Genomic DNA, 25,771 nt, shown 5'->3' with positions numbered 1-25,771 from the left:
GAGGTGTGGGAGGAGGCGATGCGGGCCGGGCCCTCCGTGCGTGGCAGGGGCGGCGCGATCGCCCGCCGGTCCGCCTGCGCCACGACCAGGGCCTGCCCTGGTCGCACCCCGCCCACCAGGCCGTTTCGCCCTCCCGGCGCAGGAAGGAAGGGGTCCGGTGAGAGTCCGGGGCCGGGGAGGGCTGAACGAGCGAACACCTTGCGTGGTTTCACTCTCTGTACAACAGGCGCCCCTATTCTGTAACGCTGAGCGAGTATTTGTTCGGTCTTCGTACCCACTGTCAGGGAGTCGTACGGTCATGCCCATGTTGCTGATCAAGGGTTCGTACCACCTCGTCAACAGCCGGGCGGACGGGGACACCATCCCCTTCAAGCCGGACAAGAAAGAGGAGTGGGAGCTGGTCCCCGGCCCCCACAAGGTCGAGCACAACACCTCCGGCAAGGCGAAGCTGCGGCTGGACGCCATCGACACGCTGGAGACCCACTACTCACGCGGCGGCAACCCCGAGGTCCACCAGCCGTGGCTCCACGCCCGTGCCGCCCGGGACGCGTTGACGGACTGGCTCGGCTTCACCACCGTCGACCGCTTGCCGGACGAGACCGTCACCGCGGCAACTCCCCTGACCCGGCCGGGCTGGATCCTCACCCGCGGCGCGGGCCGCGACAAGCGCTGTATCGCCCTCGCCGGCAAGGGCACGCCGCCGGGCACCAGCGGCACGCAGATCAACGTCGACGAGGCGCTGCTGCGCACCACGTTCAACCACCACATCCTCCAAGAGGGCCTGGCCTACCCGACGTACTACACCAACCTCTTCCCCGACCTGCGCGACGAGCTGACCGCCGCTGTGCGCCGGGCGAAGGCGGACAAGAAGGGCCTGTGGAAGGACGACGACACGCTCGACGGCGCGACCGTCACCGACATCGACTCCCTCCAGGACGACGTCGTGATCCTGCCCAAACTGTTCCGGCGGCTGGTGGACTACGTGTACCTCGGCGACCCCGACCACGCGGACCTGACCGGCTTCCCCGCCTTCCTCGACCAGGCCGCGGACGAGTTCTGGATCATCTCCGCCGGTCATGCCACCACCGGACTCGACGCCATCGTGGAAGTCGTCGACAGCAAGGTGAGGATGACCCGTCCGCCCGAGGACCTCGTCTTCGTCGAGAACTGAACGAGGAGCGCCATGACCCCCGCTGCGGAATTCCGCGCCCCGTCCGAACTCCTGAGCGGCGAGACGCCTCTGGACCAGGCCACCGCCGATGCGCACCGCACCCGCCTCGAAGCCCACTACGCGCCGGCACTCACTCGCCTGATCGACACCCACCGCAGCGTCTCCGGCGAGCCCGATCCGGGAGCGGCGCTGTTCGAGGCGGTCAACGCCGACCCCGAGCCGGCCCGTGTCGCCCGCGAGACCCTCGCCCTCTGGTACACCGCCCAGTTCACCCGCCCCGACAACCCCCAGGGCGACTCCGGCTGCATCCCCGTCTGCCCCTCCGGGGCGAAGTGCGACGCCTCCGTCCGCGTCCGCAGGGCACGCGACGAGCTCGGCGTCGAGGTACGCACCGGCTGCACCGTCACCCGCCTCACGGGTCTCCTCGAACGCCACTACGGTCAGCACGTCCTGCTGGCCGTACACGGCGAATCCCCGTATGCGGCCTGCCGTCTCCTCCTCGGCATCCCGGTCGACCGGAGCCCGGCGATCGGCTTCGGCACCTCCCCCCGTAGGCCTCACGCGCTTCGAACGACGCCAGGACGACCACCACAACACCCGCTGGATTCTCGCCTCCCTCACCGCTGTTGCGCACCTGAACGAGTCCGCCTGACGCCAGGGCCGGGTACCGACCCCGCACCGCCGTGCCCTCGTACCGACCTGTCAGGGTGGAGCGCATGGACTGCACCTTCTGCCGGCTCATCCACGAAGACACCGCACACTGGGTGGTCCGCGAGGCGGAGGTGTGCGCCTTCACCCCGCTGAACCCGCTCGCGCCGGGGCACACGCTGGTCGTCCCCACCCGTCACCACACCGACCTGTTCGACACTCCGCCCGATGTGCTGAGCGCGTCGATGTCGCTGGTACAGCGCCTGGCAGCCTCCATGAGGACCGCGCTGGACGCCTCGGGCGTCAACATCCTGAGCGCCAGCGGGCCCGGATCGGAACAGTCGGTACCTCACCTGCACTTCCACGTCGTTCCCCGCTGGGTGGGCGACGGAATCTCCACGTGGCCGACCGGACGGTCCCGCCACCACCTCACCGGCGACCCGGCCACCCGAATCGCCCACGCGCTCGGCCAAGGCCACGAGGCCCACCACGGAAGGTGAGCCGGAACCCGAGTTCCGCCGACCTGACCGGTTGCGGCGTCACGGGTTTTCTCGTCACTCCACGGCGCGGCCGACGAGTTCGTGGCTCCCGGCCGGTCCAAGCTGGTGACATCCTAGGAAGGACACCGCCATGTCGGAGCTTCTCGTCGATTTCATCACCTCCCTGGACGGCTACGCATCGGGGGAGGGGTGGCCCGGGTTCTGGGGTCTGGAGGGTCCGGAGTACCTCGCGTGGCTCGGGGAGCAGCCGGAGGTCACCTACCTGATGGGAGCGAACACCTACCGCCTGATGTCGGGCTTCGCCGCGGGTGAGGTCCCGAAGGGCCAGGACGAGTTCAGGCCCGAGGAGGAGGCGTCCGTCGACGGGCTCACGCAAGCCTCCAAGGTGGTGTTCTCCTCCTCGCTCCAGGAGCCGCTGACGTGGGCCAACTCCACGCTCGTCCGCGGCGACGCGGTCGAGGCGGTCCGTGCCATGAAGTCGGGCGGTTCGGGGCTCCTCAGTACGATCGGCAGCCTCAGCCTGTGCCGGTCCCTGCTGCGTGCCGGACTCGTCGACCGCTTCCGGGTCGTGATGTTCCCGGTGATCACCGGGGCCACGGGCGAAGAACGCATCTACGACGGCTATCCGGACGTCGCCCTCGAGATGCTCGGGCACCGCACCTTCGACGGCCGCATCCAGCTGGTCGAGTACAAGCCCCGCGTGCTCGAACACCCGCCGCTCGCCGTCCCTGAGTGACGGTGACCTCGGACAGTCCGATCCGTCCGGCCTTGCCCTCGGTCTGGAGTTCCCGCAGCGCCCCGAGCCGATCCGCCAGGAGCACCTCCGGATCGATGCGGTCCGGCTGGAGCAGCTCGATCCGCTCGACGCGCAGCCGACGGAGGGCGCGTTCGACCTGACCGCGCAGGGCGTCCGGCCGTGCGTCGAGCTTCCACCCGGCCGAGGAGGCCGATCGTGCGACACCGACCTTGGTGGTGAGGATCAGCCCCTCCGGGTAGGGGTACAAGGCCTCGGCGAGGAGCTCCTCGTTGGCCCCCAGCCGTACATGTGGGCTGTGTCGATCAGCGTGACACCCCGTTCGACCAGCGCAGTTGGCCTTGGGGCGATCCGAGGGGAATCGACCACCGCTCTCACGGAAATCGAGCCGGGACCCGTTCTTCCGGCAGCATTCACACGTCTCGTGGTCTCGTTTCGGCGGAGGCTACGACGTTCCGAGTCCTGAGGCGAGGTCCGTCCGGGCAGGGCTCTGAGGGTCGACATACTGGACGGTCTGCATCATGCCGAGGTCTTCGTGGTGGAGCTGGTGGCAGTGGGCGATGGCGCGGCCGGTGAAGTCCTCGTACGTGACCAGGAAGGTGGCCGAGTCTCCGGGTTTGCCGCCGGCCAGCCCGATGGTGTCGTGCCAGACCGGTGGGTCGAGCCGTTGGCCGTTGCGGTGGGTGAGGAGGACCTGGTTGGTGTGCAGGTGGAAGGGATGGCTGTGCGCCGGCACGGTTTCGTCGGTACGGATGCTCCAGCGCTCGATGGTGCCGAGGGGCAGGGTGTGGTTGGTGTAGTCGGGGTCGAACAGGCCGTAGGCGGGGTCGTGGGTGAGATCACCGTGGGGGTCGGCCGCCGGGGTGGCGCCGGTGCCCAGGACGCGGAAGGCATTCGGGAACGCCCCGGTGAAGACGCGCGCGTCGGCGTGGAAGATCACCTCCCGGTCCGCGTGGGGGTTGGCGATGTCCCTCTCGTCGAGGAACGGCTTGCCCGGCGGAAGCGAGGTCGGCAGTTCCATCGGCGGCCGGCAGGGCTCTCCCGCGACCTCGATCGTCATCAGCGGCCCGGGCACCCCTTCGGCCCGCAGTTCGTACCGGCCGGGGTCGCCGCCGCGGATCAGGACATCGGCACGGTTGCCCATGGACAGGTCCAGCATGTTCTGGACGACGGGCTTGGCGAAGGTGACGCCGTCCTGCGCGATCTGGTGCATCGGCAGGCCGTCGCGGTCTCCGGCGACCCGGAGCCGCAGGGCGGTGAACGCGGTCGCGGCGACCAGCCGCCAACGCTGGACCTCCCCGGGACGCAGCCGGAGGGTGGGGTTGACCGTGCCGTTGACGGTGAAGGTCGAAGGGACGCCGGCCACCCAGGCGCCCGAGGTGAAGGCGGGGATCTTGCCGTCCTTGACCTTGAGTTCGTTGACGCACACGACGAGGTCGTCGGCCGCCTTGATCTCGGGGACCTCGTCGACGTCGCCCTCGACGATGATCACCCCGGTCATGCCGCCGACGATCTGCTCGGCGATGGCACCGTGCAGATGCGGGTGGTACCAGTAGGTCCCGGCGGGGTGGTCGGCCGGCACCTGGACGGTCGTCACGTACCGCGGCTCCGGGGCGCCGGAGGTAGCCTCTTCCGGGGTGCGCGGCGCGAACTCTCGCAGGACGTTGTCGGCGAGCCCTGACGGGGAGACGTGCATCCCGTGGGTGTGCAGGTTGAAGCTGTTGGGGTGGTGCGGTGTGTTGTGGCCGCCGGTGTGGGGCGGGTTGGGCGGAAGACCGTTGACGTGGGTCAGACGCAGAGTCTGCCCGCCGCGCACGCGCACGGTCGGGCCCGGGATCGTCCCGTTGTAGGTGCGGGTGGTGATCCTGCCGTATCCCGGCACCGAGACCTCCGTGAACCGGACGTCGAGCGTCTGCTCCAGCACCGCCGATGCCGAATCGGGCGCCGGCCGCGCGGTCGACACGGCAGGCTGCGGGAAGGAGGTCGAGGTCGAGGCCGCGGCCTCGCGCCGCCAGCCCAGAGACCCGCTGGCCGCCGCGGCCAGACCCGCGACGGGGATGGCCTTCAGCATCGACCGACGGGTGATTCCGCTGTTTTCTCCCATAGTCGGGCAATTTAGATCATCACGATCATAGGATGCGGGTAACGCACCGTGGGTACTGCGGGTACTGCGGGCCGGCGCGGACGAGCAACCCCAGATGTTCGATTCGGACCTCGGCGGGGGCTCTGCCGACACCGTGCCGGCGGACGGTCGGAGTCGTCCTGATGTTGTCCACGGGTACCGATTCATGCTCAGACAGGTTGACCGCGGCGGGTACCGGACCTTCTTCGGACGGGCCATCGGGTCCTGCCGCCGGCCCGCCCCGCCAGGGCGAGCCCCAGCCGTTTCCTCGACGTCTCACGCTGGTGCTCGGTCGGTCACGTGCCGGCGAGGACCTGCTGGACACGTTCGGCGGCCATGCGGGTGAGTTCTCGGATCTGCCCCTCGTGTGCCGACAGCGAACCCACCGGCCGGTAGTTCAGCAAGACCACGACGCTCCCCACCCGGACCACGGAGACGGCGCCGTGGCCGGTGAACACGGCTGAGCTGCTGTCTCCGAGGGGCGGCAGCGCGACAGGGGTCGGAGCGGTCCGGCCGGCCTCCCCGTCCACGGTTTCCTGGTACTTGGCGGCTGCCGCGGTCGACGAAGGGCAGGAGTAGAACCGGAACCAGGCCACCAGGAACTGGTTCGTATCCGCAGGGACATCCTTCGGCCGGTCGTTCTCGAACTGAACACCATCCGCATGACACTCGGTGGGTGGTTCGACGGAGGAAAGCACGTCGTTGTCGAAGAGCGTCCAACCGGCCGGCATGCTCTGCACCGTGGGCAGGGCGGTCTGGGTCTCCTCCTGTGTCAGCACTCCCGTAGGACCGCGGCCGGGATCACCGTTCTCGCTCCCGCCCCTCCCCTCCGGTGCCGGCGGCCGGGTATCGCCCGGGCTGCCCGACGCACCGGCGTGACCGCCATCGGGAGCGTCGTCAGACGTGAGGATCTGCACTCCCCCGTACGCCCCGAGCGTGAGCAGGACCAGCAGGAGCGCCGCTGTCACGGCGAGGAAGGCCCGGGAGCCGGGTGTGTTGTCGATCGTCAGAGGCCCCAGAACAATGTGACTGCGAGAGATCCGGCTGCTCGTGATGACCACCGCGTCGCGGTTGTACCTCACAGTGGTGTGAAGCCGTGACGCCAGCTGGCGCCCCCACTCCGAGTCCGCCTCGATCTCCTCCCTCAGGACCTCTCGCACCTCCGACCGAGCCGCTGTGCTGCCCGGGTCGGCATCCAGCGCTTCCAGCGCCCCCCGCCCCCGCTCCGTCCCGGTCAGGCGGTCACGCACCACCTCGGTCACCGCAGTGCCGACAGCATCCCCCACAGCATTCGCCGCCCCTAAGGACACCGCGGAGACAACCCCCACCGCCATGGCCGCAAGTTCCGTCGCTTCCCTTCACTTCCCCCAAGAGAACGCCGCGTACCGGGAAATTCATGGTGATGCACCAGGCATCTGGGGAACATCCCTGCAGAGTTGCCTCCGTGTTGCCACTCCGCACCAGCACGACGTACGCGGACGCGCTCGTCGTGGCCGACGGCTCGACGGCGGACCGGGCCTGGCACCTCCTGCGTGACCAGCACGGCGTCAACCGGGTCAGTCCACCGGCAGCAGGCCGAAGGCGTCTGCCAGGCCGTCGGCGCCGTCCTCGGTCACGTGGACGACACGGGGGCTGGAGCCGTAACGCAGCCAGTTCAGCTCGAAGAGTCGTGTGGTGAGCGCGGCACCGACCGCGCCGGCGAGGTGGTGTCGCTGTTCGCTCCAGTCCACGCAGTAGCGGATCGGGGGGCGGCGGGTGGGCAGCCGGTGCAGGTCGACTCCGAGGCGGGCCAGGGTGTCCCGGCCGGTGTCGGTGAGGCTGTAGTCGACGTCGTGCCCGTATCCGGACGCGCCGTCGCGCACCGCTTCCTCGGGGCGGTGGCTGCCGTCGTGCCCGGTGAGGAGCCCGTCCTCGAGCATGCGTTCCAGGAGGTGCACGCCGAGCCGGCCGGCGAGGTGGTCGTAACAGGTGCGGGAGCGGCGCAGGGCGCCGGCGATGCCGCTCTCGCGCAGCGAGGTGACCGGGAGGGGCGGTGCGATGACGGCCAGCGCCTCCAGGGCGAGGCTGACATCGGGGCCGGCCAGACGGTAGTAGCGGCAGCGGCCGACACTCTCCATGACGACCAGGCGCGCGTCGGCGAGCTTGCCCAGATGGACGCTGGCCGTCGCCGCGCTCACTCCGGCCTCGGTGGCGAGCACGCCGGCGGCCACGGCGCGACCGTCGCCGAGCGCCTTGAGGATCCTGGCGCGGGAGGGGTCGGCGATCAGACGCGCGGTCCGCGCGATGTCGGGCTGGTGGTGTACCTGGTCCTGGTTCCGGGGCCCGCCGGGCGTCGTCCTTGCCATGCGACCAGCGTAGTCCGACCACACTTTGACGGCCGACTAAAGGTTGTGAACCGAGACTGGACCGCATGACGTTCACGGATCCCCCGTCCTCTCCCGCGCTCGCGGTCGGCGCGTCGGCCGGCCCGCCGGCCGACCGTCCTTCCCTCTCGCTTCCGCCGCTCATCGCGCTGAGCCTCGGCTACTTCCTGGTGATGCTGGACGTCACGGTCGTGAACACGGCCGTGCCCTCCGTCCAGGACTCGCTCGACGCCGGTCCGTCGGACCTGCAGTGGATCGTCGACGGGTACAGCGCCTTCTTCGCCGGGCTGCTCCTGGTCGGCGGCGGACTCGGCGACCGCTTCGGACACCGGACGCTGTTCCTTTCCGGTCTCGCAGCCTTCGCCGCCGCGTCCGTGGTCTGCGCGCTGGCGCCTTCGGCGGGGGTCCTGATCGGTGCCCGGCTGGCTCAGGGCGCGGGGGCCGCACTTCTGGTTCCGGCGTCGTTCGCCCTGTTGCAGGCGGCCTACCCCGACCGGGCCCAGCGTGCCCGGGCGGTCGGCTACTGGGGACTCGTCTCGGCGGTCGCCTTCGGCGCCGGACCCGCGGTCGGCGGGCTGCTGGTCGCGGGGCTCGACTGGCGTGCGGTGTTCTGGGTGAACCTGCCCGTGGCCGCGGTGGCGGTGCTGCTCACCCTGCGCCACGTACCCGCCCCGGGCCGGACGGACCGGACGGACCGGCCGGGCCGGATGGATCCGGCCGGTCTGCTGCTGGGTGTGCTCGGCCTGCTCGGCGTGACCGGTGCGCTCAACGAGGCGGGGTCCACGGGCTGGACCTCGTCGGGGGTACTGACGATGTTCGCGGGTGGAGCCGTGTGCCTGGGGGCCTTCGTCGCCGTCGAACTGCGCCTGGAGAGGAACGCGTCGGTGCGGCCGGAGAGCAGGAGGCCGCTGCTGCCGATGTTGCTCTTCCGTGAGGAGAGGCTCATGGCGACGAACCTCATCGGTCTGCTGCTCAGCTTCGGCTACTACGGGCTGCTCTTCGTCGCCACGCTGTACTTCCAGCAGGAGCGTGAACTCGGTCCGCTGAGCGCGGGCTTCGCCCTGCTCCCGTCGGTCTGCATGGGCTTCCTCGCGGCGCCGCTGGCGAGCCGCCTGACGGCCCGCAGCGGACCGTACACGCCCATGGCCGGCGCGCTGCTGCTCGGGAGCATCGGCTTCCTGGGCTGGCTTGCCGCCGATCCCCACACTCCTTACGCCGTCCTGCTCTTCGCGCTCATGGCGACGGGACTCGCGACCCCGCTCACCGTCGTGGCGGCGACCGTGGCCGTCATGGAGGCGAGCCCCGCGGAGAAGGCCGGCACGGCGTCGGCGGTGTTCAACATGTCCCGTCAGATGGGCAGCGCGATGGGCGTGGCTCTCTTCGGCACGCTCGTCGGCACCACGGACGGGATGATCGCCGGACTGCACACGTCGGCGGTCATCGCCGCGGTGGCGTTCCTGGCGGCTTCGTCACTGGCAGTGGCCATCGGACGCCGTGCCGACGCCCCCAGGGCCGGGTGACGTCGCCAGAACCCGACACGGCCGGACGTGATGGCCGGCGGGAGCGATGGGGCAGGGCTCAGGTACGGAGCCAGTCCTTGCCGGTGGTCACCTCGCGTGCGATCCGATGCCACTGGCTCTCTCCGCCGGGGAGGGGCCAGGACCAGGTCGGCCGTACCGCGGTGTCCAGGTCGTGGAGGCGGCGGAGCAGCTGGGGGCCGGCCGTGGCGGCGCCGTCCGGGACCGTCGGACCGTGGACGGCGCGGAGTTCGGCGAAGCGTGCCAGTTCGTACGCGTAGAAGCCCACGGCGGCATCGACACCCGCGGCCAGGTCATCGCGCGGCACGGTGCGGTGCAACTGCAGCAGCGGAGGCTCGACGGACTCGGCGATCGCCGCGGCGAGCCGTGCGTGACCGTCCAGGACCAGATGACAGTCCAGACCACTGACCCACCACAACAGGACGGGTGGGAGAGTCCCCTCGCGGACCTGTTTGCGGTACGCCTTGACCCGGCTGTCGTCCGGACCGGGCAAGGGCCGCAACGGCAGCACCTCCCACGCCGTGGAGTGGAGGTACCAGTCGACGTACCCGTCCGGGTGGCCCTCGACGAGCATCGAGCTCCAGTGCTCGGCATGCGAGGTGCTGGCGTGGCGCCAACGGTGGAGCGGGCTCTCGCACGTGAGCAGCCATCGGCCCTCGTGCAACGGGCTGCCCGGCGAGTCGCCGAGGTACTGCGCGAAGCGGTGAGCCCACCGTTGCGGGCTGCCCGACAGGGCGCGCCCCGTGTCGGCGCGCAGCGGCGGGACAAAGGAGCGGTATGCGTCGGTACGCCAGAAGTCCACGCCCTGGAGGGGCTCTTCGACGGCGCCGAGCAGCACAGGCCGTGACAGCTGGGAGACCAGCAGCCGCGGCCCGGCGCCGAAGACGCACAGGTCCGGCCGGGGGCGGTCCCGTACGTCCAACGAGAGGCCCACCCACGTGCCGTCGTGCCGCATGACGTCGCTGCGCTGCATGCCGAGAGCGTAGACGGCGACCAGGGGACGCCGATGACGCCCTTCGTCGGTCGCCCCGATCCGCGCGCTCCCCACGTGCCGGCCCCGGCCGGGAACATGCGAGGCACCGGTCGACGTCTCCCGCTCCGCGGTCGGACCGGCGCCGACGAGACCGCGGCAGCCCTGGCGATCCGCGGCAGCCCTGGCGATCCGCGGCAGCGGACCGAGGGCGATGCCGACGGCCGAGGTCGGCATCTGCCCGATCGCGTCGCCCAGGGCCACGTCCCGTCCCGCGCGCCGGAAACCGCCCCCGGCGGCGCGCCTCTCGATCCCGCGCCCGGCGCCCGTCGGGCCATGAGGTGATCCTCCCGGGGGCTGCGTGCGAAGGGCCCGCCGGTGCGGGTCGAACGGGTGAAGTACCACGCGGCCTGCCCCCACCCAGCGAAGTCCATTTCGCGAAAGATGCGCGATTGGTTCGTTTCATCTTGAATGGTCGCGTCCGACATCCCCGTACATCCACGTCCACGGAGGACCGATGGCCACGCTGACCGTCTGGAAGTTCGACTCGCCCGAGGGCGCCGCCGGCGTCGAGAGCGCGCTCCTGGATCTGCAGAAACAGGAGCTGATCAAGGTGGTCGACGCCGCCACGGTCAGCTGGCCCGCGGACGCGGCGAAGCCGAAGACGAAGCAGCTGCACAACCTGGCCGGCGTCGGCGCCCTCTCGGGCACCTTCTGGGGCATGCTCTTCGGACTCCTCTTCTTCGTGCCGCTGCTCGGCGCCGCGATCGGTGCCGCGGCCGGCGCGCTCGGCGGCAAGCTGTCCGACGTGGGCATCGACGACGACTTCATCGACTCGGTGAAGTCGAAGGTCACCCCCGGCACCTCGGCGCTCTTCCTGCTGTCCCGGGACGTCGTCGTCGACCGGGTCCGCGCCGCGTTCCCCGGCGGCCACTCCGAGCTGATCCAGTCGAACCTGGACACGGAGAAGGAGGCCAGGCTCCGCGAGGTCTTCGCCGACTGACCCGCACGTCCACGAGCCGGCGCGCACCCGACCGCGCGCCGGCTCGTCGCGCGCGGAAGGGGCGGCGCATGTCCGTGCGCAAGGGGGCGGCGCATGTTCGTGCGCCAGGCGGGCCCCGTCCGCGTATCCCGCCTGGCGGGCCCGCGTCGGCGGACGTCACCCCGGGCGCGGTGACGGGGCTGTTCTCGATCCCGGAGGGGGTGGCGCACGCGGCGATCGCCATGGTCACGGTGAGCGCGGCCGCCGCCCTCCTGTCCACCGGCGTGGAGCTCGGGGGTCACCGTCCTCGGCTGCGCGGGCTCGTCCTTCTTCGCGAACCGCCCCGCGTCGAGGTCCGACCACCCCACCCGAAGTCCGATATGCAAGAGTTCGCGGCGAATGTTCAGATGAATCGACAGAGAGAACGAGTGCGCGTGCGGAACGGAGTACCGGCCACATGACCGAGACCCTGCCCTCCTTCGAGGACACGACCGACTTCGACAACGCCGACCGGGGCTTCCTCGGCGCGCTGGTCCCAGGGGTCGTGAAGGCCGACGGCGGTCGGGTGATCTGGGACAACGACGCCTACGCCTTCCTCAAGGCCGACTGCCCGGACACCGCGCACCCCAGTCTGTGGCGGCAGGGCCAACTCGCCTCCCGTCAAGGCCTGTACGAGGTCACCGAGGGCATCTACCAGGTCCGGGGCCTGGACCTCTCCAACATGACGCTCGTCGAGGGCGAGCGCGGTGTCGTCGTCATCGACCCCCTGATCTCCACCGAGACCGCGGCCGCCGCCCTCGCCCTCTACAAGGAGCACCGCGGCGACCGCCCCGTCACCGGGGTGATCTACACCCACTCGCACGGCGACCACTTCGGCGGCGTCCGCGGCGTCCTCCCGCACGGCACCGAGGAGGGCGTCCCGGTCCTCGCCCCCGTCGGCTTCCTGGAGCACGCGGTCAGCGAGAACGTGTACGCCGGCAACGCGATGGGACGCCGCGCCAGCTACATGTACGGCGTCGGCCTCCCCATCGCCCCCGACGGGCAGATCGGCGTGGGACTCGGCCAGGCCACCTCCACCGGCACCATCAGCCTGATCCCGCCGACCGTGGACATCACGCGGACCGGACAGGAGGAGACGGTCGACGGCGTACGGATCGTCTTCCAGCTCACCCCGGGCACCGAGGCCCCGGCGGAGATGAACTTCCTCTTCCCCGACCACCGCGCCCTGTGCCTGGCCGAGAACGCCACCCACAACATGCACAACGTGCTCACCCTGCGCGGTGCCGTCGTCCGCGACTCCCGGATCTGGGCGCACTACCTCGACGAGGCCGTCGAGTACTTCCACGGGCAGTACGACGTCGGCTTCGCCTCCCACCACTGGCCCACCTGGGGCCACGACAACGTGGTCCGCTTCCTCGAAGAACAGCGTGACCTCTACACCTACATGCACGACCAGACCCTCCGCCTGCTGAACGAGGGGTACACCGGCGTCGAAATCGCCGAGCGGATCGCACTGCCGCCCGCCCTGGAGAAGGCCTGGCACGCCCGCGGCTACTACGGCTCGCTCAGCCACAACGTGAAGGCGATCTACCAGCGGTACCTCGGCTGGTACGACGGCAACCCGGCCCATCTGTGGGAACTTCCGCCCGTGGAGCTGGCGCGGAGGTACGTGGAGCTGGCGGGCGGCCCCGCCGACGCCCTCGCCAAGGCGCGCGCGTACGCCGAGGACGGCGACCTCCGCTTCGCCGCCACCCTGCTGAACCACCTCGTCTTCACCGACCCGGCCAATCAGGAGGTGAAGGACGCGCTCGCCGGGGTGTACCAGCGGCTCGGGTACGGCGCCGAGAACGCGACCTGGCGCAACTTCTACCTGCGCGGCGCCCAGGAGCTGCGCGGGGGCGTCACCGGAGAGGTCGTCGACCTGGCCAACCCCGAGATGGTGATGGCGCTCACCGTCCCCATGCTGATCGACTCGGTTGCCATCGCGATCGACGGCCCGCGGGCCTGGGACGACGAGCTCGTCATCGACCTGGTCCTGACCGACGGCCCCACGGGCGCGGGCACCCGGCACCGGCTCACCCTGCACCACGGCGCCCTCACGCACCGGGAGGCCGTCGCCCCGCCCCGCACTCCCGCCGGGCTCACCCTCACCCTCGCCAAGACGCAGCTCCTCGGCCTGCTCGCCGGGAAGGGCCTCGACGAGCTCGGCATCGGAACCGAGGGCGACCCGGTCCTCATCACCCGGCTCCTCGCCTATCGGACGAAGCCCGACCGGGACTTCCCGATCGTCACCCCCTGACGGTCCCCGAGCACCCCGACCTCCGGGCCGCCGGTCAGGAGCGCTCGGTTCGGACAACGACGAAGCCCCGGGTCGCCGACCCGGGGCTTCGCTCACCACGGAGTCCATCGCCCTCGCACGGCTCCTGAAAAGCTCTGCGGGCCGCCGGCCACCTCAGGGCCGACGGGATCGTCCCCGCCGTCGCCGGGTTCTCAGCGCGCTGCCCGGCGCCAGAACCTGCCGGAACCCTTCTCCTTCGGCGGGCGGACCTCCAGGGTCCAGTCGCCCTCGGCGCTCCTGACCTGCACGAGCAGGGGCCCCTCGGGCAGCTCCCTCGTGTCCTTGGGACGCCTGCTCGCCACGTTGGCCAGCAGGTGGTCGCGGCCGCCCGGCTCCTCGCCGTGTACGTGGAAGTACGCGTGGCTGTAGGTGTGGAGCCGGGAGGTGAGCCGGCCGGCGGGCCCCGTGTGGAGCAGCACGTTCGCTCCTCGGCCCTTCGCACCCCGGCCGAGTTCCTCCACGACGCTCACCGGACGGACGGCGATCGTCCACTCGCGCTCCCAGGCGCTCACGCGCAGGCGCAGTGGCCTCCGGCCGCGGTGGCGCAGCACGGCCCGGCCCTCGAAGTCCTCCAGGGTCGTGTTCGCGAGGAGGGCGTCGTCCTGGCCGTTCTTGTCCACGCTGTGCACGCTGAAGTAGCCGTCGCCCCTCCGGGCGGAGTCGACCACCACGTAGCCGGCCGGGATCGGCACGTCGACCGTGAAGCTCTTGCGGCCCTTGCCGCTGCGGACGAACTCGGGGAAGTCCTCACCGAAGACGCCGACGTCCGACGTCGGGCCGGTCCGCACGGGGTCCTGAACGGGAACCTGCGCCGGGACGGCGGCCTCGGCTTCCCGGACCTTCGCCAGGAGCTCCTCGGGGACGTCCTCCGGCGGGGCGTCGGCGAGGTCGGGCCCATCGCCCGGAGCTGGCTCGCCGGGAGCGGGCTCGTCGGGGTCCCTGCCCTGGATGCCGAAGTCCTCCGCCAGGCCGACGAGGCCGGAGTCCCACCCCTGGCCCACGGCGCGGAACTTCCACGCCCCGTCGCGCCGGTAGAACTCGCCGAGGACGAAGGCCGTCTCCGTGCTCGCGTCGTCGACCTCGTACAGCGCCAGCTGCTCCCCCGTACCGGCGCTGATCGTCCGTATGTGGAGGCCTGGCACTCGGCCGAACGTCCCCGCGTCGGTCGAGGCGCTGATGACGATGCGGTGGACGGCGGGCTCCACCAGCGCGGTGTCGACCTCCAGCCAGTCGGCGACGCGGTGCTGCTCGTCGCGCACCTGCCCGATATGGCGCACGGCGCCGGACGGGTGGGCCAGCTGGTTGTAGAAGACGAGATCGCCGTCGCCCCTGACCCTGCCCGTGGCGTCGAGCAGGAGCGCCGAGGCGTCGACCTCCGGCACTCCGTCCCCGGCCGCCCGCCGGACGACCGCGATCCGCCACACCTGCCCGGGGATCGGCAGGTTTCCCCCCTTGACGATCTTTGTCACGCCGTCATGCTGGCACGCGACCGCCCCGCCTGCCTAGGCCCGCAGGTCAGGTCCGGGATGCCGGGTCCGGCATCGGGTGGGGAGAGCGGGCCGAAGCGGGCGCACGGGGACGGGACCGGCTGCGTGGGGCGATGTGGCGGGTGCGTAGGGGGGCGTACCGGCCTTTGCCGTGCAGGGTGGTGGCGTCCGGGCTGGAGGGACCGGCGCCATCGCCGCCCAGGCGGTGTCCTGGCGACCGGCAGCGGGAACCTCTTGGGCCGAGCGATCACGCAGCCGTCGCGGCGCCGAGGTAGGGCGCGAAATGCTCGGCGACCTCTGCCGCCACGGCCGCCGCGTCGAGCGTCCCGTCGACTTCGATGACGCGGATGCCGAGGCGGCGGGCGTTCTGTGCCGCGTCCGCGGCGACCAGTCGGTCACGGGCGAGACGGTTGGCCTGGGCGCGGGCCGGGTCGGTGACGGGGACGGGGAGAGTTCCCGCGCGCGGGAGGGTCCGGAGCTGGTGCTGACGGAAGTCCTCGGTGGGGACGAGGACGACCATCCGCCGGAGCGAGTCGAGCAGCGGCGCGACCAGCTCCGGTCGCAGCCCCCATCCCTCGGCGATCGCCGGCCGGCCGGTGAACAGGGCGCGCAGGTCGTCCAACGCCCACTCGAAGCGGACCGGGAAGCCGGCCAGCGTCTCGGCGGCCATCTCCTCCGGGCCCTGGTCCGACCAGACATGGTCGGGGGTGGGATCTCCCACGGGCTCACCCAGGGCCACACGACGCGCGATCCGGCGATCCTGGTGGCCGCGGGCGTCGTGGTAGTCGTAGTGGTACACCGTCAATCCGTACGTCCCGGCGATGAGTTCGGCAACGGTGGTCTTGCCGGACCACTGCGCGCCGCCGATCCACAGCGCGCGCCGCAGGCTGCCATGCGGGTCCCAGACGTCTGACATGAGTGGCCTCCTGTTCCCGAGCGGTGCGGACCCTCCGCTCGGGAACGAGTTTCCTGGTGTGACGGAAAAAATTGCAGTCTTGTCTTCGCTGGGGGGTTGGCAGAGAGTGGAAAGGGAGGGGGATCGTTCCCCTCGGGCTCCTGGCCGTGGCCGCTGTTCGCCGGCGCTCGGCACGCTCCGCCGCCCGCCCTCGAAGGGGGCTCCGCCCGGACGGCCGCTGCCGGGTGCGCTCGCTGGTCGTCACGCCTGGGCGGCGCGCCGACCGCATCCCGTTCGAGCCGGTGGCGGACGACATGCGCGTGCCGAGGCCGACCTGCGGCAGGCCGCGTACCAAGCCGAACAGCGGCAGCGCCGATTGCCTCGCCGGGCCCGGTCGCGGAGTCCCTCTTCAGGCCCCGGAGATCGTCCAGCCGCTTCCGCCCCCGCGACGACTCGGGCAGTAACGGCCTGACGAATGCCCGGAGGCGGTCCGCACGGTACGTGCGGCATGACCACCACCGTCGCACCGGTCTCCCGGCGGCCGAGTGTACGAACGTACCTTTTGAGGTGTACGATCGTACGCATGACGGCGGAATACTTTGCCGGGGACCCGCGCACCCATCTGGAGCGCATGCTCGCCGGCGACCTCTACATCGCGGACGATCCCGAGATCGCGGACAGGCAGCGGCGAGCCATGCGGCTCGCCGCTCGCTACCAGACCGCCTTTCCGGACGATCCGGCCGCCGCGCGGGCGATCCTCGACGAGTTGCTCGGCTTCGCCGGCGAGGAGATCGAGGTGCGGCCGCCGCTGTACGTGGACTACGGAAGCAACATCTCCATCGGGGCCCGGACCTTCGTCAACTACCACCTGACCGCCCTGGACGTCGCGGCGATCACCATCGGCGAGGACTGCCAGATCGGTCCCAACGTCCAACTCCTCACCCCTACGCACCCGTTGGAGCCGAAACCCCGGCGCGACAAGCTGGAGGCCGCACGCCCCATCACCATCGGCGACAACGTCTGGCTCGGCGGCGGCGTCATCGTGTGCCCGGGGGTCAGCATCGGTGACAACAGCGTCATCGGCGCGGGTTCGGTCGTCACCAAGGACATCCCCGCGAACGTCGTGGCCGTGGGCAGTCCCGCCCGGCCCGTCCGGGACCTCGAGGACGGCCGGCCGTGATGGCCACCGGACACACCGACCCCCAGCGCCGCGAGCGCATCCTCGCCGCCACCCTGGACCACATCGCCGACGAAGGCGTCGTGGGCGTCTCCCACCGGAAGATCGCCGCCCGTGCCGGAGTGCCGCTGGGCTCGATGACGTATCACTTCAAAGGCATCGACGAACTGCTCCACGAGGCCTTCACCCGCTTCGCCGACCACGGCGTCGCCCTCTTCGAGCGGCACCTGAACGCGGCCGACGACGCCGAGCAGGCCCGGGAAGCGGTCACCGATCTCATCCACGAGCTTTCCGACGGGCCGCAGCGCGACCTGATCCTCACCCACGAGCTCTACACCCTCGCGGCCCGGCGCCCGGAATACCGGGAGCTGACACGGATGTGGATGAGCCGGAGCCGACAGCTCCTGGAACGCCACTTCGACGCCGAAACGGCCCGCCAGCTCGACGCGCTCATCGAGGGGCTCACTCTCCACCGTGCCCTCGACACGGCACCGCACGACCGCCGGCTCACGCGCGAAGCCGTCAAGCGCGTCACCACCACCGCCTAGAGCCGCGCCCCTCAGCCGGCCTGCGGGGCCCTGACCTGACACCAGGGCCCCGCAGGCCCCCACCGGGGACGCTCCCCAGGCGGGGATCCCGAGGAGGGACGATTCCTCTCCTCTCCTCTCCTCTCTGTGGCACGTGCAGATCCGGCGGACGCACGGTGATGCGCATGTCGCGGGCGGTTGCCCGCGAGCCCGAACGGAAGGGCGCCGGAACGGTGGACGCGGCTACTCGCCGGCGTGGGCCACGAGGAGCGGCTGGAAGAAGCCCGTCTCCGGGGGCAGCCGCCAACCGAGGTCGACGAACCCGGCCTCGGCCGCGAGGCGGGCCAGCCGGTCCCGGCCGAGGGCCCAGTAGGTGGTCCGGCGGACCCGGACGCGGCATTCTCCGCCTGCCGGGAGGAGCTGGAAGTGTTCCAGGTCGTAGTGCTCGCCGTCGTCGTGCCAGTGCCAGAGCCGGAAGGTGACCGTCCGCTACCCGGCGTCGGCGCTCGTCGCCATGTGGCCGTAAAGGCGCCGGAGTTCCCGCTTGAGTACCTTGTGGCTCGGGCCGAGCGGCAGGGAGTCCGCCCGCAGCACGATCCGGGGGTACTTGTGGCGGCCCAGCCGCTCCCGGCCCCACTCCCGCAGCGCGTCGGCGTCGAACTCCCCGCCCTCCTCGGCAGGTACGACGACCGCGCAGACCTCCTCTCCGTGCACGGGATGCGGAAGGCCGATCACCGCCACCTGGCCGACCGTCAGATGGCCCATCAGGACCTCCTCGACCTCCCGGGGAGAGATGTTGAACCCGCCCCGGATCACGAGGTCCTTCTTGCGGTCGACGACCAGGACGAATCCGTCGGCGTCCTTGACCCCCAGATCACCGGTCCGGAACCAGCCCTCCACCAGAGCTCTCGAGGTCTCCTCCGGCAGCCCGAAGTAGCCGGCGAACACGTTGTGCCCCCGGATGACGATCTCCCCGCGCACGTCCACGGGCACCGGCACGACGGCGTCCTCGATGTCCGGGTCCGCGATCTCGACCTCGACGCCCCAGACGGGATGCCCCACCGTTCCGGGTCGCACCTCGAACGCGGCGTGGTGAACGCTCGCGGTGGGAGACGTCTCCGACAGACCGTAGCCCTCGTGCACCCGGGCGCCGAGCACCTCCTCGACCGCCTGGTGGACGGCGACGGGAAGCGCGGCGCCGCCCGAGACGCAGTAGCGCAGCTCCGGCAGGAGCTCCGGCCGGCGCGTCCGGGCAGCGGCCAGGAGGGACACGTACATCGTCGGCACGCCGTGGAAGACGGAGACGCCCTCGTCGAGCATCAGGTCGAGAGCCTGGTGCGGTTCGAAGCGGCGCTGCATCACGAGGGTGCCGCCGAGGCGGAAGGTGGCGTTCATGGACACCGACTGCCCGAAGGTGTGGAACAGCGGAAGGCAGCACAGGGTGACGTCGTCGCGGCTGATGTCCAGGACGTCGAAGGCGTTGACCGTCGCGTTCATGACCAGGTTGAGGTGGGTGAGGACCGCGCCCTTGGGCCGGCTGGTGGTCCCACTGGTGTAGAAGATCACCGCGGGATCGGACGGATCGGTGCTCACGTACGAGGACAGGGGCGGGGTGGAGCCGGCGACGGACTCCAGGGTGTCCACCCACGAGTCCGCCGTCCTCTCGACCGCGCTCGCGCCGATGACGGGCACCCCGGTCTCCGAGGCGGCCTTGGCGGCGGTCTCCATCAGGTCGTCCGCGCAGACCAGCATCCGGACCTGGCTGTCGCGGAGCACGTAGGCGATCTCCTCGGCGGTCAGGAGCAGATGGATCGGTACGACGACGGCCCCGGCGGCCAGAATCGCGAAGTAACTCCGGGGGAAGCCGACGCAGTTCGGCATCATCAGCGCCACCCGGTCGCCCGGCGCGACGCCCAGGGCGCGCAGGGAACCCGCCTGCGCCAGGGACTCGGCCCACAACCGCCCGTAGGTGGTCCGGGTCGCGCCGTCCACGACCGCGACACGGTCGCGGTGGCGGTGGGCGGACTCGGCCAGGACTGCGGCGAGCGACAGCATCATGAGGGCTCTCCAGACGTACGGCGGGGACGACCGGGCCTCGCCGACCGCCGTCGACGGTGGGCAGGGCGCCGGTTCCACGACACATCGGCCGTTCGCGGTCGACAAGGTTTCCCGGCCATCCCGGGACGCGCACACAAGGAGGGCGGCCGGGTGTTGGGCGCCGTCACAATCCGTGTGATCGCCCGTCCTCGGGACTGTCGGCGCGGCAACATCCCGGCAACGAACCCTTAGCGCCGTGTGCATGGAACCCGCCCCGGCTCGCCCCTAGCCTCCTTTGCGGAGCCGATCCCGCCGATCCCGCCGATCCCACCCTCAGACGAGAGGTCTGTCTGTCATGAGCATGTCCAGATTATCCGGTCCCAGCCGCCGTGGGGTCCTGGGCACCGCCGCGGCCGTCGCCGCCGGCGCCGTCCTGCCCGCGGTCGCCGCCTCGCCCGCCCGTTCCGCCGGCGCGGCGCGGCCCAACGTGCTGCTGATCGTCACCGACGACCAGCCGAAGCAGACCGAGTGGGCCACTCCCAAGACGGTCGCCTGGCTGGCCGGCCAGGGCGTGCGCTTCACCAACGGGCACGTCACCACCCCGCTGTGCGCCCCGTCGCGCTCCTCGGTCTTCTCCGGTCGCTTCGCCCACAACCACGGCGTGCGCAACAACAGCGCGTCGCACGCGCTCGACCAGAACTCCACCCTCCAGCGCCACCTGCAGCAGGCCGGCTACCGGACGGGACTGTTCGGCAAGTACCTCAACGCCTGGGACGTCGCCGACAACCCGCCGCACTTCGAGGACTTCGCGCTGCTGCGGCCCTCGTACACGGACGGCACGTTCAACGTGAACGGCACCGTGCGGACGCTCCCGGGCTACACCACCACCGTGATCAAGAACCGCGCCCTGGCCTTTCTCGACAAGTCCCGCACCGACGACCGCCCCTGGTTCGCCTACGTCACGCCGTACGCCTCGCACGGCCCCTTCACGCCGGAACCCCAGTACGCCGGCACCGAGGTGCCCGCCTGGGACGGCCGCCCCTCCGTTCCCGAGGGCGATCGCAGCGACAAGCCCGCCTACGTCCGCAACGCCACCAAGACGCTGGAGGACGGCCGCCTGGTGCGCGCCAAGCAACTGCGGACCCTGCGCTCGGTGGACGACGCGGTCCAGTCCTTCCGCGACAAGCTGGCGGAGCTGGGGCAGCTCGACAACACCCTGGTCGTCTACATCGGCGACAACGGGTTCAACTGGGCCGACCACGGCCTGACCGGCAAGGCCGTCCCCTACCGTCCCGCCCACGAGGTCCCGTTCTACCTCTCCTGGCCCGCCGGCGGACTCGGAGGCGGCACCACCGACAACCGCATCGTCGCGAACATCGACATCGCCCCCACCGTCCTGGACGCCGCGGGGATAGCCCCGGACACCCCGCACGACGGCCACTCGCTGCTCGGCCCCCACTCCCGCGACCACCTGCTCATCGAGTGGTGGAGGCAGGGCACGGGGACGGCCGAGAAGAACACCTGGTCGTCGTACGTCACCAAGGACCGCCAGTACACCGAGTACTACGACCTGCACACCGACGCCGCCGGCACGGTGAGCGGCACCGGCCAGGTGAGGTTCCGGGAGTACTACGACCTGCGGGCGGACCCGTACCAGCTGCGCAACAGCCTCCACCAGGCCACACCCGCGGACGAGCAGGCCCTCGGGATTCCCGGCCTCGCGGCCGCCCTGGCCGCCGACCGGAACTCCTGACGACGCCCCGGGGGAGGAGCCACCGATGAGCCGCGACTGCTGTACCCCCGGACGCTCCGCGGCACGGGGACGTGGCGCGCTCCCGTCGCCCGACCCGGGTGCCGGGAGGCAGCGCGGCGGGACTGCCTCCGGGGAGCGGGAGGCGGGCGCCTTCGCGCCGCTGCTGACCCTCCCCGGAGGCGCGTTCCGGATGGGGACGCGGGACGGCGACGTGTTTCCCGAAGACGGCGAGGGACCGGTGCGCACGGTGGAGGTGGCGCCCTTCCGGATCGCCGCCACCGCCGTCAGCCACGCGGAGTTCCGCGCCTTCGCCGACGCCACCGGCTACCGGACCGACGCCGAACGCTTCGGCTCCTCCTTCGTGTTCCGCGGCAGCGCCACCGCCGAAGCGCGCGAGCGGGCCGAGTCCGTGCCCGGCGCGGACTGGTGGCTGGCGGTGCCGGGCGCCTGGCACCGGGCCCCGGAAGGCCCCGGATCCCACTCGGACGACCGCCTCGACCACCCCGTGACCCATGTCTCCTGGCGCGACGCCCAGGCGTACTGCGCCTGGTCCGGCACCCGCCTGCCCACCGAGGCGGAGTGGGAGTACGCCGCCCGCGGCGGCCTCGACCAGGCCCGCCACCCGTGGGGCGACGAACCGCCGACCCCGGACCGCGTGGTGATCTTCCGCGGCGGGTTCCCGGACCACCCGACGGCGCCGGTCGGAACCGCCCCCGTGCGTTCGCTCACGCCCAACGGCCACGGGCTGTACCACGCCGTCGGCAACGTCTGGGAGTGGACGGCCGACCGCTTCGCGCCGGGCTCCGCCGCCAGAGCCCTGCGCGGCGGTTCGCACCTGTGCCACGCCTCGTACTGCAACCGCTACCGCTGCTCGGCCAGGACGGGCAACACCCCGGACTCCTCGACGGGCCACACCGGCTTCCGGGTGACGGCGGACGTCCGGAGACCACCGGCCGGGCCGCCCACCCCCGAAGTCGTCGACGCACGACCCCGACAGGGCGGTTGAGCGTGTCCGGCGGCTCCCGCGATCAGCGGGTCGACGCGCGGAAGGGGGAGAAGGGAACCGCACGTCCTCGGGCGGTCGACAGCCCGTACCGATCCGCGGGGCGGTCGACGGTCGGTACGGATCCGCGGGGCGGCCGACGGTCGGTACGGATCCGCGGGGCTGCCGACGGCCGGTACCGATCCGCCCCCCTCACACCCCCGGATGGCTGATCAGCCGGTCGTCCTCCGTCGCCGCCAGCAGGCGTCCCGCGTACGCCGCCAGGGCCCTCGTCGGAGGGAAGGGGACCGGGGGCGTGGCGGGTGTGAACGGAGCCTCGGCGAGGACGGGCGGGCGGGAGAGGAGGCCGTCGGGGGTCACCGCATGGAGGCGGGCGCCGAGGACGGTCAGCGCGGAGGCCTTGCCGGCCGGACCCAGGGGCCGCCACGGCGCGTCGAAGTCCCCGGCCGGGCGCTGGTGGAGGGTGTCGTCGTGCGGCGTCACCGCGAACAGGCTGTTGTCGCACATGGCCAGGGCCGTCGTTCCCGCCGGCACCCGCCCCGCCGGGAGCCACGGAGCGGGACCCGGCACCGGCGCCCGGTGCACCAGCCGGTCGTCGGCGGTCACCGCCAGCAGCGCCAGCGGCATCGGGTGGGAGGCCTCGCGCGGCGCGGTCAGGCAGCGCAGCTCGGGCGACGGCGTGCCCTCGACGGGCGGGCACGGTGTCCACGGGAGGTTCTGCTCGGACGGTTCGCGGTGGAGCAGCGTCCTGCCGTCCTCGGCCACGGCGAAGAGCAGCCCCTCGCACGCGGCGAGCGCCCGCAGGCGGGGCGCCGGGCCGATCGTGTGCCAGCTCGGAGCCGGGCCGGTGCCCGAGAGCCGGTCGAGGACGTTGCGGGTGACGCGGGCGACCGCCGGATCGTCCAGCGCGCGGCCCCAGTTGATGGTGGCGGCGTTGAAGACGGTGCCCGCCCCGGAGCGGAACACGCCCATGGTCGCCCAGCCGCCCTGCCCGTACGTCCGCCAGTGCCGCAGGTCGGCGGTGGCGAGGACGGCGAACGACCGGGGCGTCCCGTCGCGGCCCGTGGCCCGCGGCACCCCGGCCGACCAGTCCAGCTCCGCCGCGTCCGTCTCGTAGCCGAGCGCCCCGCGCGCGAAGGCGTCCCCGTCGCGCAGCCCGGTGCCCTCGAAGACCCAGTGGTCGGCGAAGCGGACCGTGTACGCGTCACGGCCGATCGACGCCATACCCTCGCCCCACGCCCCCGCGCCCTGCCGGAAGCTGACGCCGGTCATGGTGTTCTCGGGCCGGTCCACCGGGGAGCCGGACCACTCGACCGTCGCCCGAGCCGGATCCGTGGCCGTGACCGGGTCGGCGCCGGCGTCGCGGTGACAGACCAGCGTGCGGCCCCCGTCCTCCAGCCGGATCTGCCACCAGGCCGTGTTGCCGGCGAAGACCGCGAGGTTCCCGCCGCGCCGCACGAACCCCTCGACGGAGTCGCGCATCTCCGCCGTCCAGTACTCGTCGTGCCCGTTCACCACCAGCAGCCGGTACGGCGCGAGCAGGGCGGCCCCCTCGTGCAGGTCGAAGCCGGAGCAGTACTCGACGGGGCGCCCGGTCCGGTGCAGCCAGCGCAGCAGAGGCTCCTCCCACCGCTCCGGCGGCGGCCCGCCGCCCGGCGCGGCGAGGGACACCCGGGCCGCCCGCGTGGGCTGCTCCGCGTAGTAGATGCTCCGTCCGGGCTCGCCGGCCCGGTGGTAGGCCCGCCATGTCGGGAAGGGGACGGAGACGAGCACGGGCGAGGAGCCGCCCGGGCGTGCCGCCCGCACGACGAACCACACCTCGTGTTCCGCGTCCCGCTCCGGCGCGGGCTGCTCCGGACGGGTGTCGTGGAAGGAGGCGAGGTACAGCGAACTCGGCCACGTCCCCGGCACGTCGAGGGTCCAGCCCGGGCCCTCCACGTCGGCCTCGGCCACGACCCGCTCCGCCACCACGTCCGTGACCACCACCCGGCCCGCGAACCGGCCGCCGTCGCCCGCCGCCACATGGAAACGCATCCGCCCGCCCTGCGCGCAGGACGTCGTGTCGGCGTGGGCGAGCGGCCGGGGCACGCACCCGCCGCTCACCGGCGGGCCTCCGCCCCCGCGAGGAGCCCCGCCAGCCGGGAGAGCGGCGGCGGGGTCCCCGCGGCGGAGGCGACCACGACCTCCTCGATGCCCCGCAGGTGGGCGTGGATGGCCTCCGGCGGCAGATAGGCGGTGTCGGCGGTGAGCGTGACGGTCAGCGCGGCGGCGTCGCCGGTCAGATGGAGGCAGTAGCGGCAGGCCACCCGCTCCTGCGTCGCCGGGAAGTCGAGGATCGTGCGGCGGCGCAGTTCCGCGAGTTCCGCGGCGCCGGGCGCCGGACCGGTCGCCGCGCCCCGCTCCACCAGGCGCATGTCGTTGAAGCAGCAGTACGGGTGGACCTCGGTGCCCCGGTCACGGGCCGCCCGCTCCAGCAGCGCGTCCCAGCCGACCGGATCGTAGGCGGCGGCCCGGTACCCGGCCAGCGCGGCGGGCCACGCCGCGGCCAGCAGGTCCGTGAAGACCGTCTCCCCGGACGGGTCCTCGGGCAGCTCCAGGACGAACAGCGCGTCCTGGGACAGCGTGCTGACCAGGGTCCGGCGCCCCTCCGCCGCCCGGTTGCCGGCGATCGGCATCACCGCGGCGGCCCGGTGCCCCTGTCCTGCCGCGACCAGGGCCGCCGCCGCGGTCAGCAGCACCGTGGAGCCGCTCACCCGGTGGGCGACCGCCACCGCGTCCACGGCACGCGGCAGGGCCGTCGAGACCAGCCGGCCGGTCCAGAAGCGTGGCCGGAGCGGCTCCGCCACCCGCTCGGCGAACATCGTCGGCGGCACCTGCGCCAGTCCGCGTTCCCAGTGCGCCAGCGCCGCCTCGCTCGCCCGGCGCCCGGCCGGACCGTGCTGGTGCCGGGCGAGGGCCAGCGGGGTCTCCGGACTGGCCGGCCCGGCCGCCCCGCGCCGCACCAGCAGCCGGAGGTCCCGGACCAGGACCTCGGCGGCGTGCCCGTCCGCCGCGAGGTGGCACAGGGCGAGCACCGCGTGGGTGATCCGCCCGCCGCTGCGGACCGCGCCCAGCCGTACCGGCCACTCCTCCGCGTACGCGAACCGGTGCCCGGACAGCTCCGCCAGCAGCGCCGCCGCCGTCTCCGCGGCCCGGTCCGGATCGGGTGCGTCCCGGACGACGAGCGGAGCCCGGCCCTCCGCGAACAGCCGCTGCGCCGGCTCGCCGTCCTCGGCCACCACCCGCGTGCGCAGCGCCTCGTGCCGCACCAGCAGGGCGGAGAGCGCCGTGCGGAGGCGGTCGGTGTCCACCGGCGCGCCCCGGTCGGCGAGGGGCAGGACCCGGCCGAGGTTGAAGTAGTGGTCGTTGGGGGCGGTCCGTCCGATCGCGTGCCAGAGGGCGCGCTGGCCCCAGGTGAGGGGCGCGTCGCCCGACCGTCCGGCGGCGAAGGAGACGTCCAGGACCTC

19 protein-coding genes and 1 pseudogene are annotated in these 25,771 nt (G+C 72.1%); 10 read left to right on the top strand and 10 right to left on the bottom strand.

Annotation, left to right across the window (positions count from 1 at the left end; translation table 11 throughout):
* Positions 1 to 304: 304 nt before the first annotated feature.
* From ACFQ8C_RS06630 to ACFQ8C_RS06620, 3 genes are all read left to right on the top strand, one after another.
* Positions 305 to 1,171 (top strand): thermonuclease family protein, encoded by an 867-nt coding sequence (locus ACFQ8C_RS06630; protein ID WP_383452930.1) that lies wholly within the window; start codon positions 305 to 307, stop codon positions 1,169 to 1,171.
* 716 nt (positions 1,172 to 1,887) lie between these two features.
* Positions 1,888 to 2,319, top strand: coding sequence for an HIT family protein (locus tag ACFQ8C_RS06625; protein WP_383452928.1), 432 nt, complete (start codon positions 1,888 to 1,890; stop codon positions 2,317 to 2,319).
* Positions 2,320 to 2,449: 130 nt separating this feature from the next.
* Positions 2,450 to 3,055, top strand: coding sequence for a dihydrofolate reductase family protein (locus ACFQ8C_RS06620; RefSeq protein WP_383452926.1), 606 nt, complete (start codon positions 2,450 to 2,452; stop codon positions 3,053 to 3,055).
* Here the strand turns inward: ACFQ8C_RS06620 and ACFQ8C_RS06615 are convergent.
* The 4 genes and pseudogenes from ACFQ8C_RS06615 to ACFQ8C_RS06600 form a co-directional block, all read right to left on the bottom strand.
* Positions 3,036 to 3,457: pseudogene (locus tag ACFQ8C_RS06615) on the bottom strand (aldo/keto reductase); the annotation flags it as partial. The gene ACFQ8C_RS06620 and the pseudogene ACFQ8C_RS06615 sit on opposite strands and share 20 nt — an antisense overlap.
* A 61-nt stretch (positions 3,458 to 3,518) precedes the next feature.
* Positions 3,519 to 5,177, bottom strand: a complete 1,659-nt coding sequence (locus tag ACFQ8C_RS06610) for a multicopper oxidase family protein (RefSeq protein WP_383452924.1) — start codon at positions 5,175 to 5,177, stop codon at positions 3,519 to 3,521.
* Positions 5,178 to 5,491: 314 nt separating this feature from the next.
* On the bottom strand, positions 5,492 to 6,529 hold the full coding sequence (locus ACFQ8C_RS06605) for a hypothetical protein (protein ID WP_383452923.1): 1,038 nt from the start codon (positions 6,527 to 6,529) through the stop codon (positions 5,492 to 5,494).
* Between the two features lie 222 nt (positions 6,530 to 6,751).
* Complete coding sequence (locus ACFQ8C_RS06600) at positions 6,752 to 7,540, bottom strand: ArsR/SmtB family transcription factor (protein ID WP_383452922.1); 789 nt, start codon at positions 7,538 to 7,540, stop codon at positions 6,752 to 6,754.
* A gap of 65 nt (positions 7,541 to 7,605) precedes the next feature.
* On the opposite strand from ACFQ8C_RS06600, the gene ACFQ8C_RS06595 reads away from it, so the two are divergent.
* Positions 7,606 to 9,078 carry an MFS transporter gene (locus ACFQ8C_RS06595; protein ID WP_383452920.1) on the top strand — a complete coding sequence of 491 codons (1,473 nt, stop codon included), beginning with the start codon at positions 7,606 to 7,608 and terminating at the stop codon, positions 9,076 to 9,078.
* Positions 9,079 to 9,136: 58 nt separating this feature from the next.
* Here the strand turns inward: ACFQ8C_RS06595 and ACFQ8C_RS06590 are convergent, their stop codons facing one another.
* On the bottom strand, positions 9,137 to 10,069 hold the full coding sequence (locus ACFQ8C_RS06590; RefSeq protein ID WP_383452918.1) for a hypothetical protein: 933 nt from the start codon (positions 10,067 to 10,069) through the stop codon (positions 9,137 to 9,139).
* 514 nt (positions 10,070 to 10,583) lie between these two features.
* On the opposite strand from ACFQ8C_RS06590, the gene ACFQ8C_RS06585 reads away from it, so the two are divergent.
* On the top strand, positions 10,584 to 11,069 hold the full coding sequence (locus ACFQ8C_RS06585) for a DUF1269 domain-containing protein (RefSeq protein ID WP_383452916.1): 486 nt from the start codon (positions 10,584 to 10,586) through the stop codon (positions 11,067 to 11,069).
* Between the two features lie 436 nt (positions 11,070 to 11,505).
* Entirely contained in the window at positions 11,506 to 13,347 is a 1,842-nt protein-coding gene (locus ACFQ8C_RS06580) for an alkyl/aryl-sulfatase (RefSeq protein WP_383452914.1), read from the top strand.
* Positions 13,348 to 13,538: 191 nt separating this feature from the next.
* Here the strand turns inward: ACFQ8C_RS06580 and ACFQ8C_RS06575 are convergent, their stop codons facing one another.
* Together ACFQ8C_RS06575 and ACFQ8C_RS06570 are read right to left on the bottom strand one after the other, a co-directional pair.
* A complete protein-coding gene (locus ACFQ8C_RS06575) occupies positions 13,539 to 14,855 on the bottom strand; it encodes a TerD family protein (RefSeq protein ID WP_383452912.1) in 1,317 nt (438 codons plus the stop codon).
* A gap of 265 nt (positions 14,856 to 15,120) precedes the next feature.
* On the bottom strand, positions 15,121 to 15,789 hold the full coding sequence (locus ACFQ8C_RS06570) for a hypothetical protein (RefSeq protein WP_383452910.1): 669 nt from the start codon (positions 15,787 to 15,789) through the stop codon (positions 15,121 to 15,123).
* A gap of 562 nt (positions 15,790 to 16,351) precedes the next feature.
* Here ACFQ8C_RS06570 and ACFQ8C_RS06565 point away from each other — a divergent pair.
* Positions 16,352 to 16,948 (top strand): sugar O-acetyltransferase, encoded by a 597-nt coding sequence (locus ACFQ8C_RS06565; RefSeq protein ID WP_383452908.1) that lies wholly within the window; start codon positions 16,352 to 16,354, stop codon positions 16,946 to 16,948.
* Positions 16,948 to 17,493 (top strand): TetR/AcrR family transcriptional regulator, encoded by a 546-nt coding sequence (locus ACFQ8C_RS06560; RefSeq protein ID WP_383452906.1) that lies wholly within the window; start codon positions 16,948 to 16,950, stop codon positions 17,491 to 17,493. The genes ACFQ8C_RS06565 and ACFQ8C_RS06560 overlap by 1 nt, the downstream gene beginning before the upstream one ends.
* Before the next feature lie 468 nt (positions 17,494 to 17,961).
* On the opposite strand, the gene ACFQ8C_RS06555 is transcribed toward ACFQ8C_RS06560, so the two are convergent.
* Positions 17,962 to 19,530 (bottom strand): long-chain fatty acid--CoA ligase, encoded by a 1,569-nt coding sequence (locus ACFQ8C_RS06555; RefSeq protein ID WP_383452905.1) that lies wholly within the window; start codon positions 19,528 to 19,530, stop codon positions 17,962 to 17,964.
* Between the two features lie 334 nt (positions 19,531 to 19,864).
* Between ACFQ8C_RS06555 and ACFQ8C_RS06550 the strand changes: the two genes are divergently transcribed.
* Together ACFQ8C_RS06550 and ACFQ8C_RS06545 are read left to right on the top strand one after the other, a co-directional pair.
* On the top strand, positions 19,865 to 21,262 hold the full coding sequence (locus ACFQ8C_RS06550; RefSeq protein ID WP_383452904.1) for a sulfatase: 1,398 nt from the start codon (positions 19,865 to 19,867) through the stop codon (positions 21,260 to 21,262).
* 211 nt (positions 21,263 to 21,473) lie between these two features.
* Entirely contained in the window at positions 21,474 to 22,268 is a 795-nt protein-coding gene (locus tag ACFQ8C_RS06545) for a formylglycine-generating enzyme family protein (protein WP_383452902.1), read from the top strand.
* A gap of 189 nt (positions 22,269 to 22,457) precedes the next feature.
* On the opposite strand, the gene ACFQ8C_RS06540 is transcribed toward ACFQ8C_RS06545, so the two are convergent.
* Positions 22,458 to 24,299, bottom strand: a complete 1,842-nt coding sequence (locus ACFQ8C_RS06540; protein WP_383452991.1) for a N,N-dimethylformamidase beta subunit family domain-containing protein — start codon at positions 24,297 to 24,299, stop codon at positions 22,458 to 22,460.
* Between the two features lie 65 nt (positions 24,300 to 24,364).
* Positions 24,365 to 25,765 (bottom strand): condensation domain-containing protein, encoded by a 1,401-nt coding sequence (locus ACFQ8C_RS06535; RefSeq protein WP_383452989.1) that lies wholly within the window; start codon positions 25,763 to 25,765, stop codon positions 24,365 to 24,367.
* Positions 25,766 to 25,771: the final 6 nt, after the last annotated feature.

The organism is Streptomyces sp. NPDC056503 (genome assembly GCF_042794995.1).
Classification (GTDB): Bacteria; Actinomycetota; Actinomycetes; order Streptomycetales; family Streptomycetaceae; genus Streptomyces.
The sequence above is the reverse complement of the archived record's forward strand: the minus strand, read 5'-3'. Positions and strand labels throughout refer to the sequence as shown.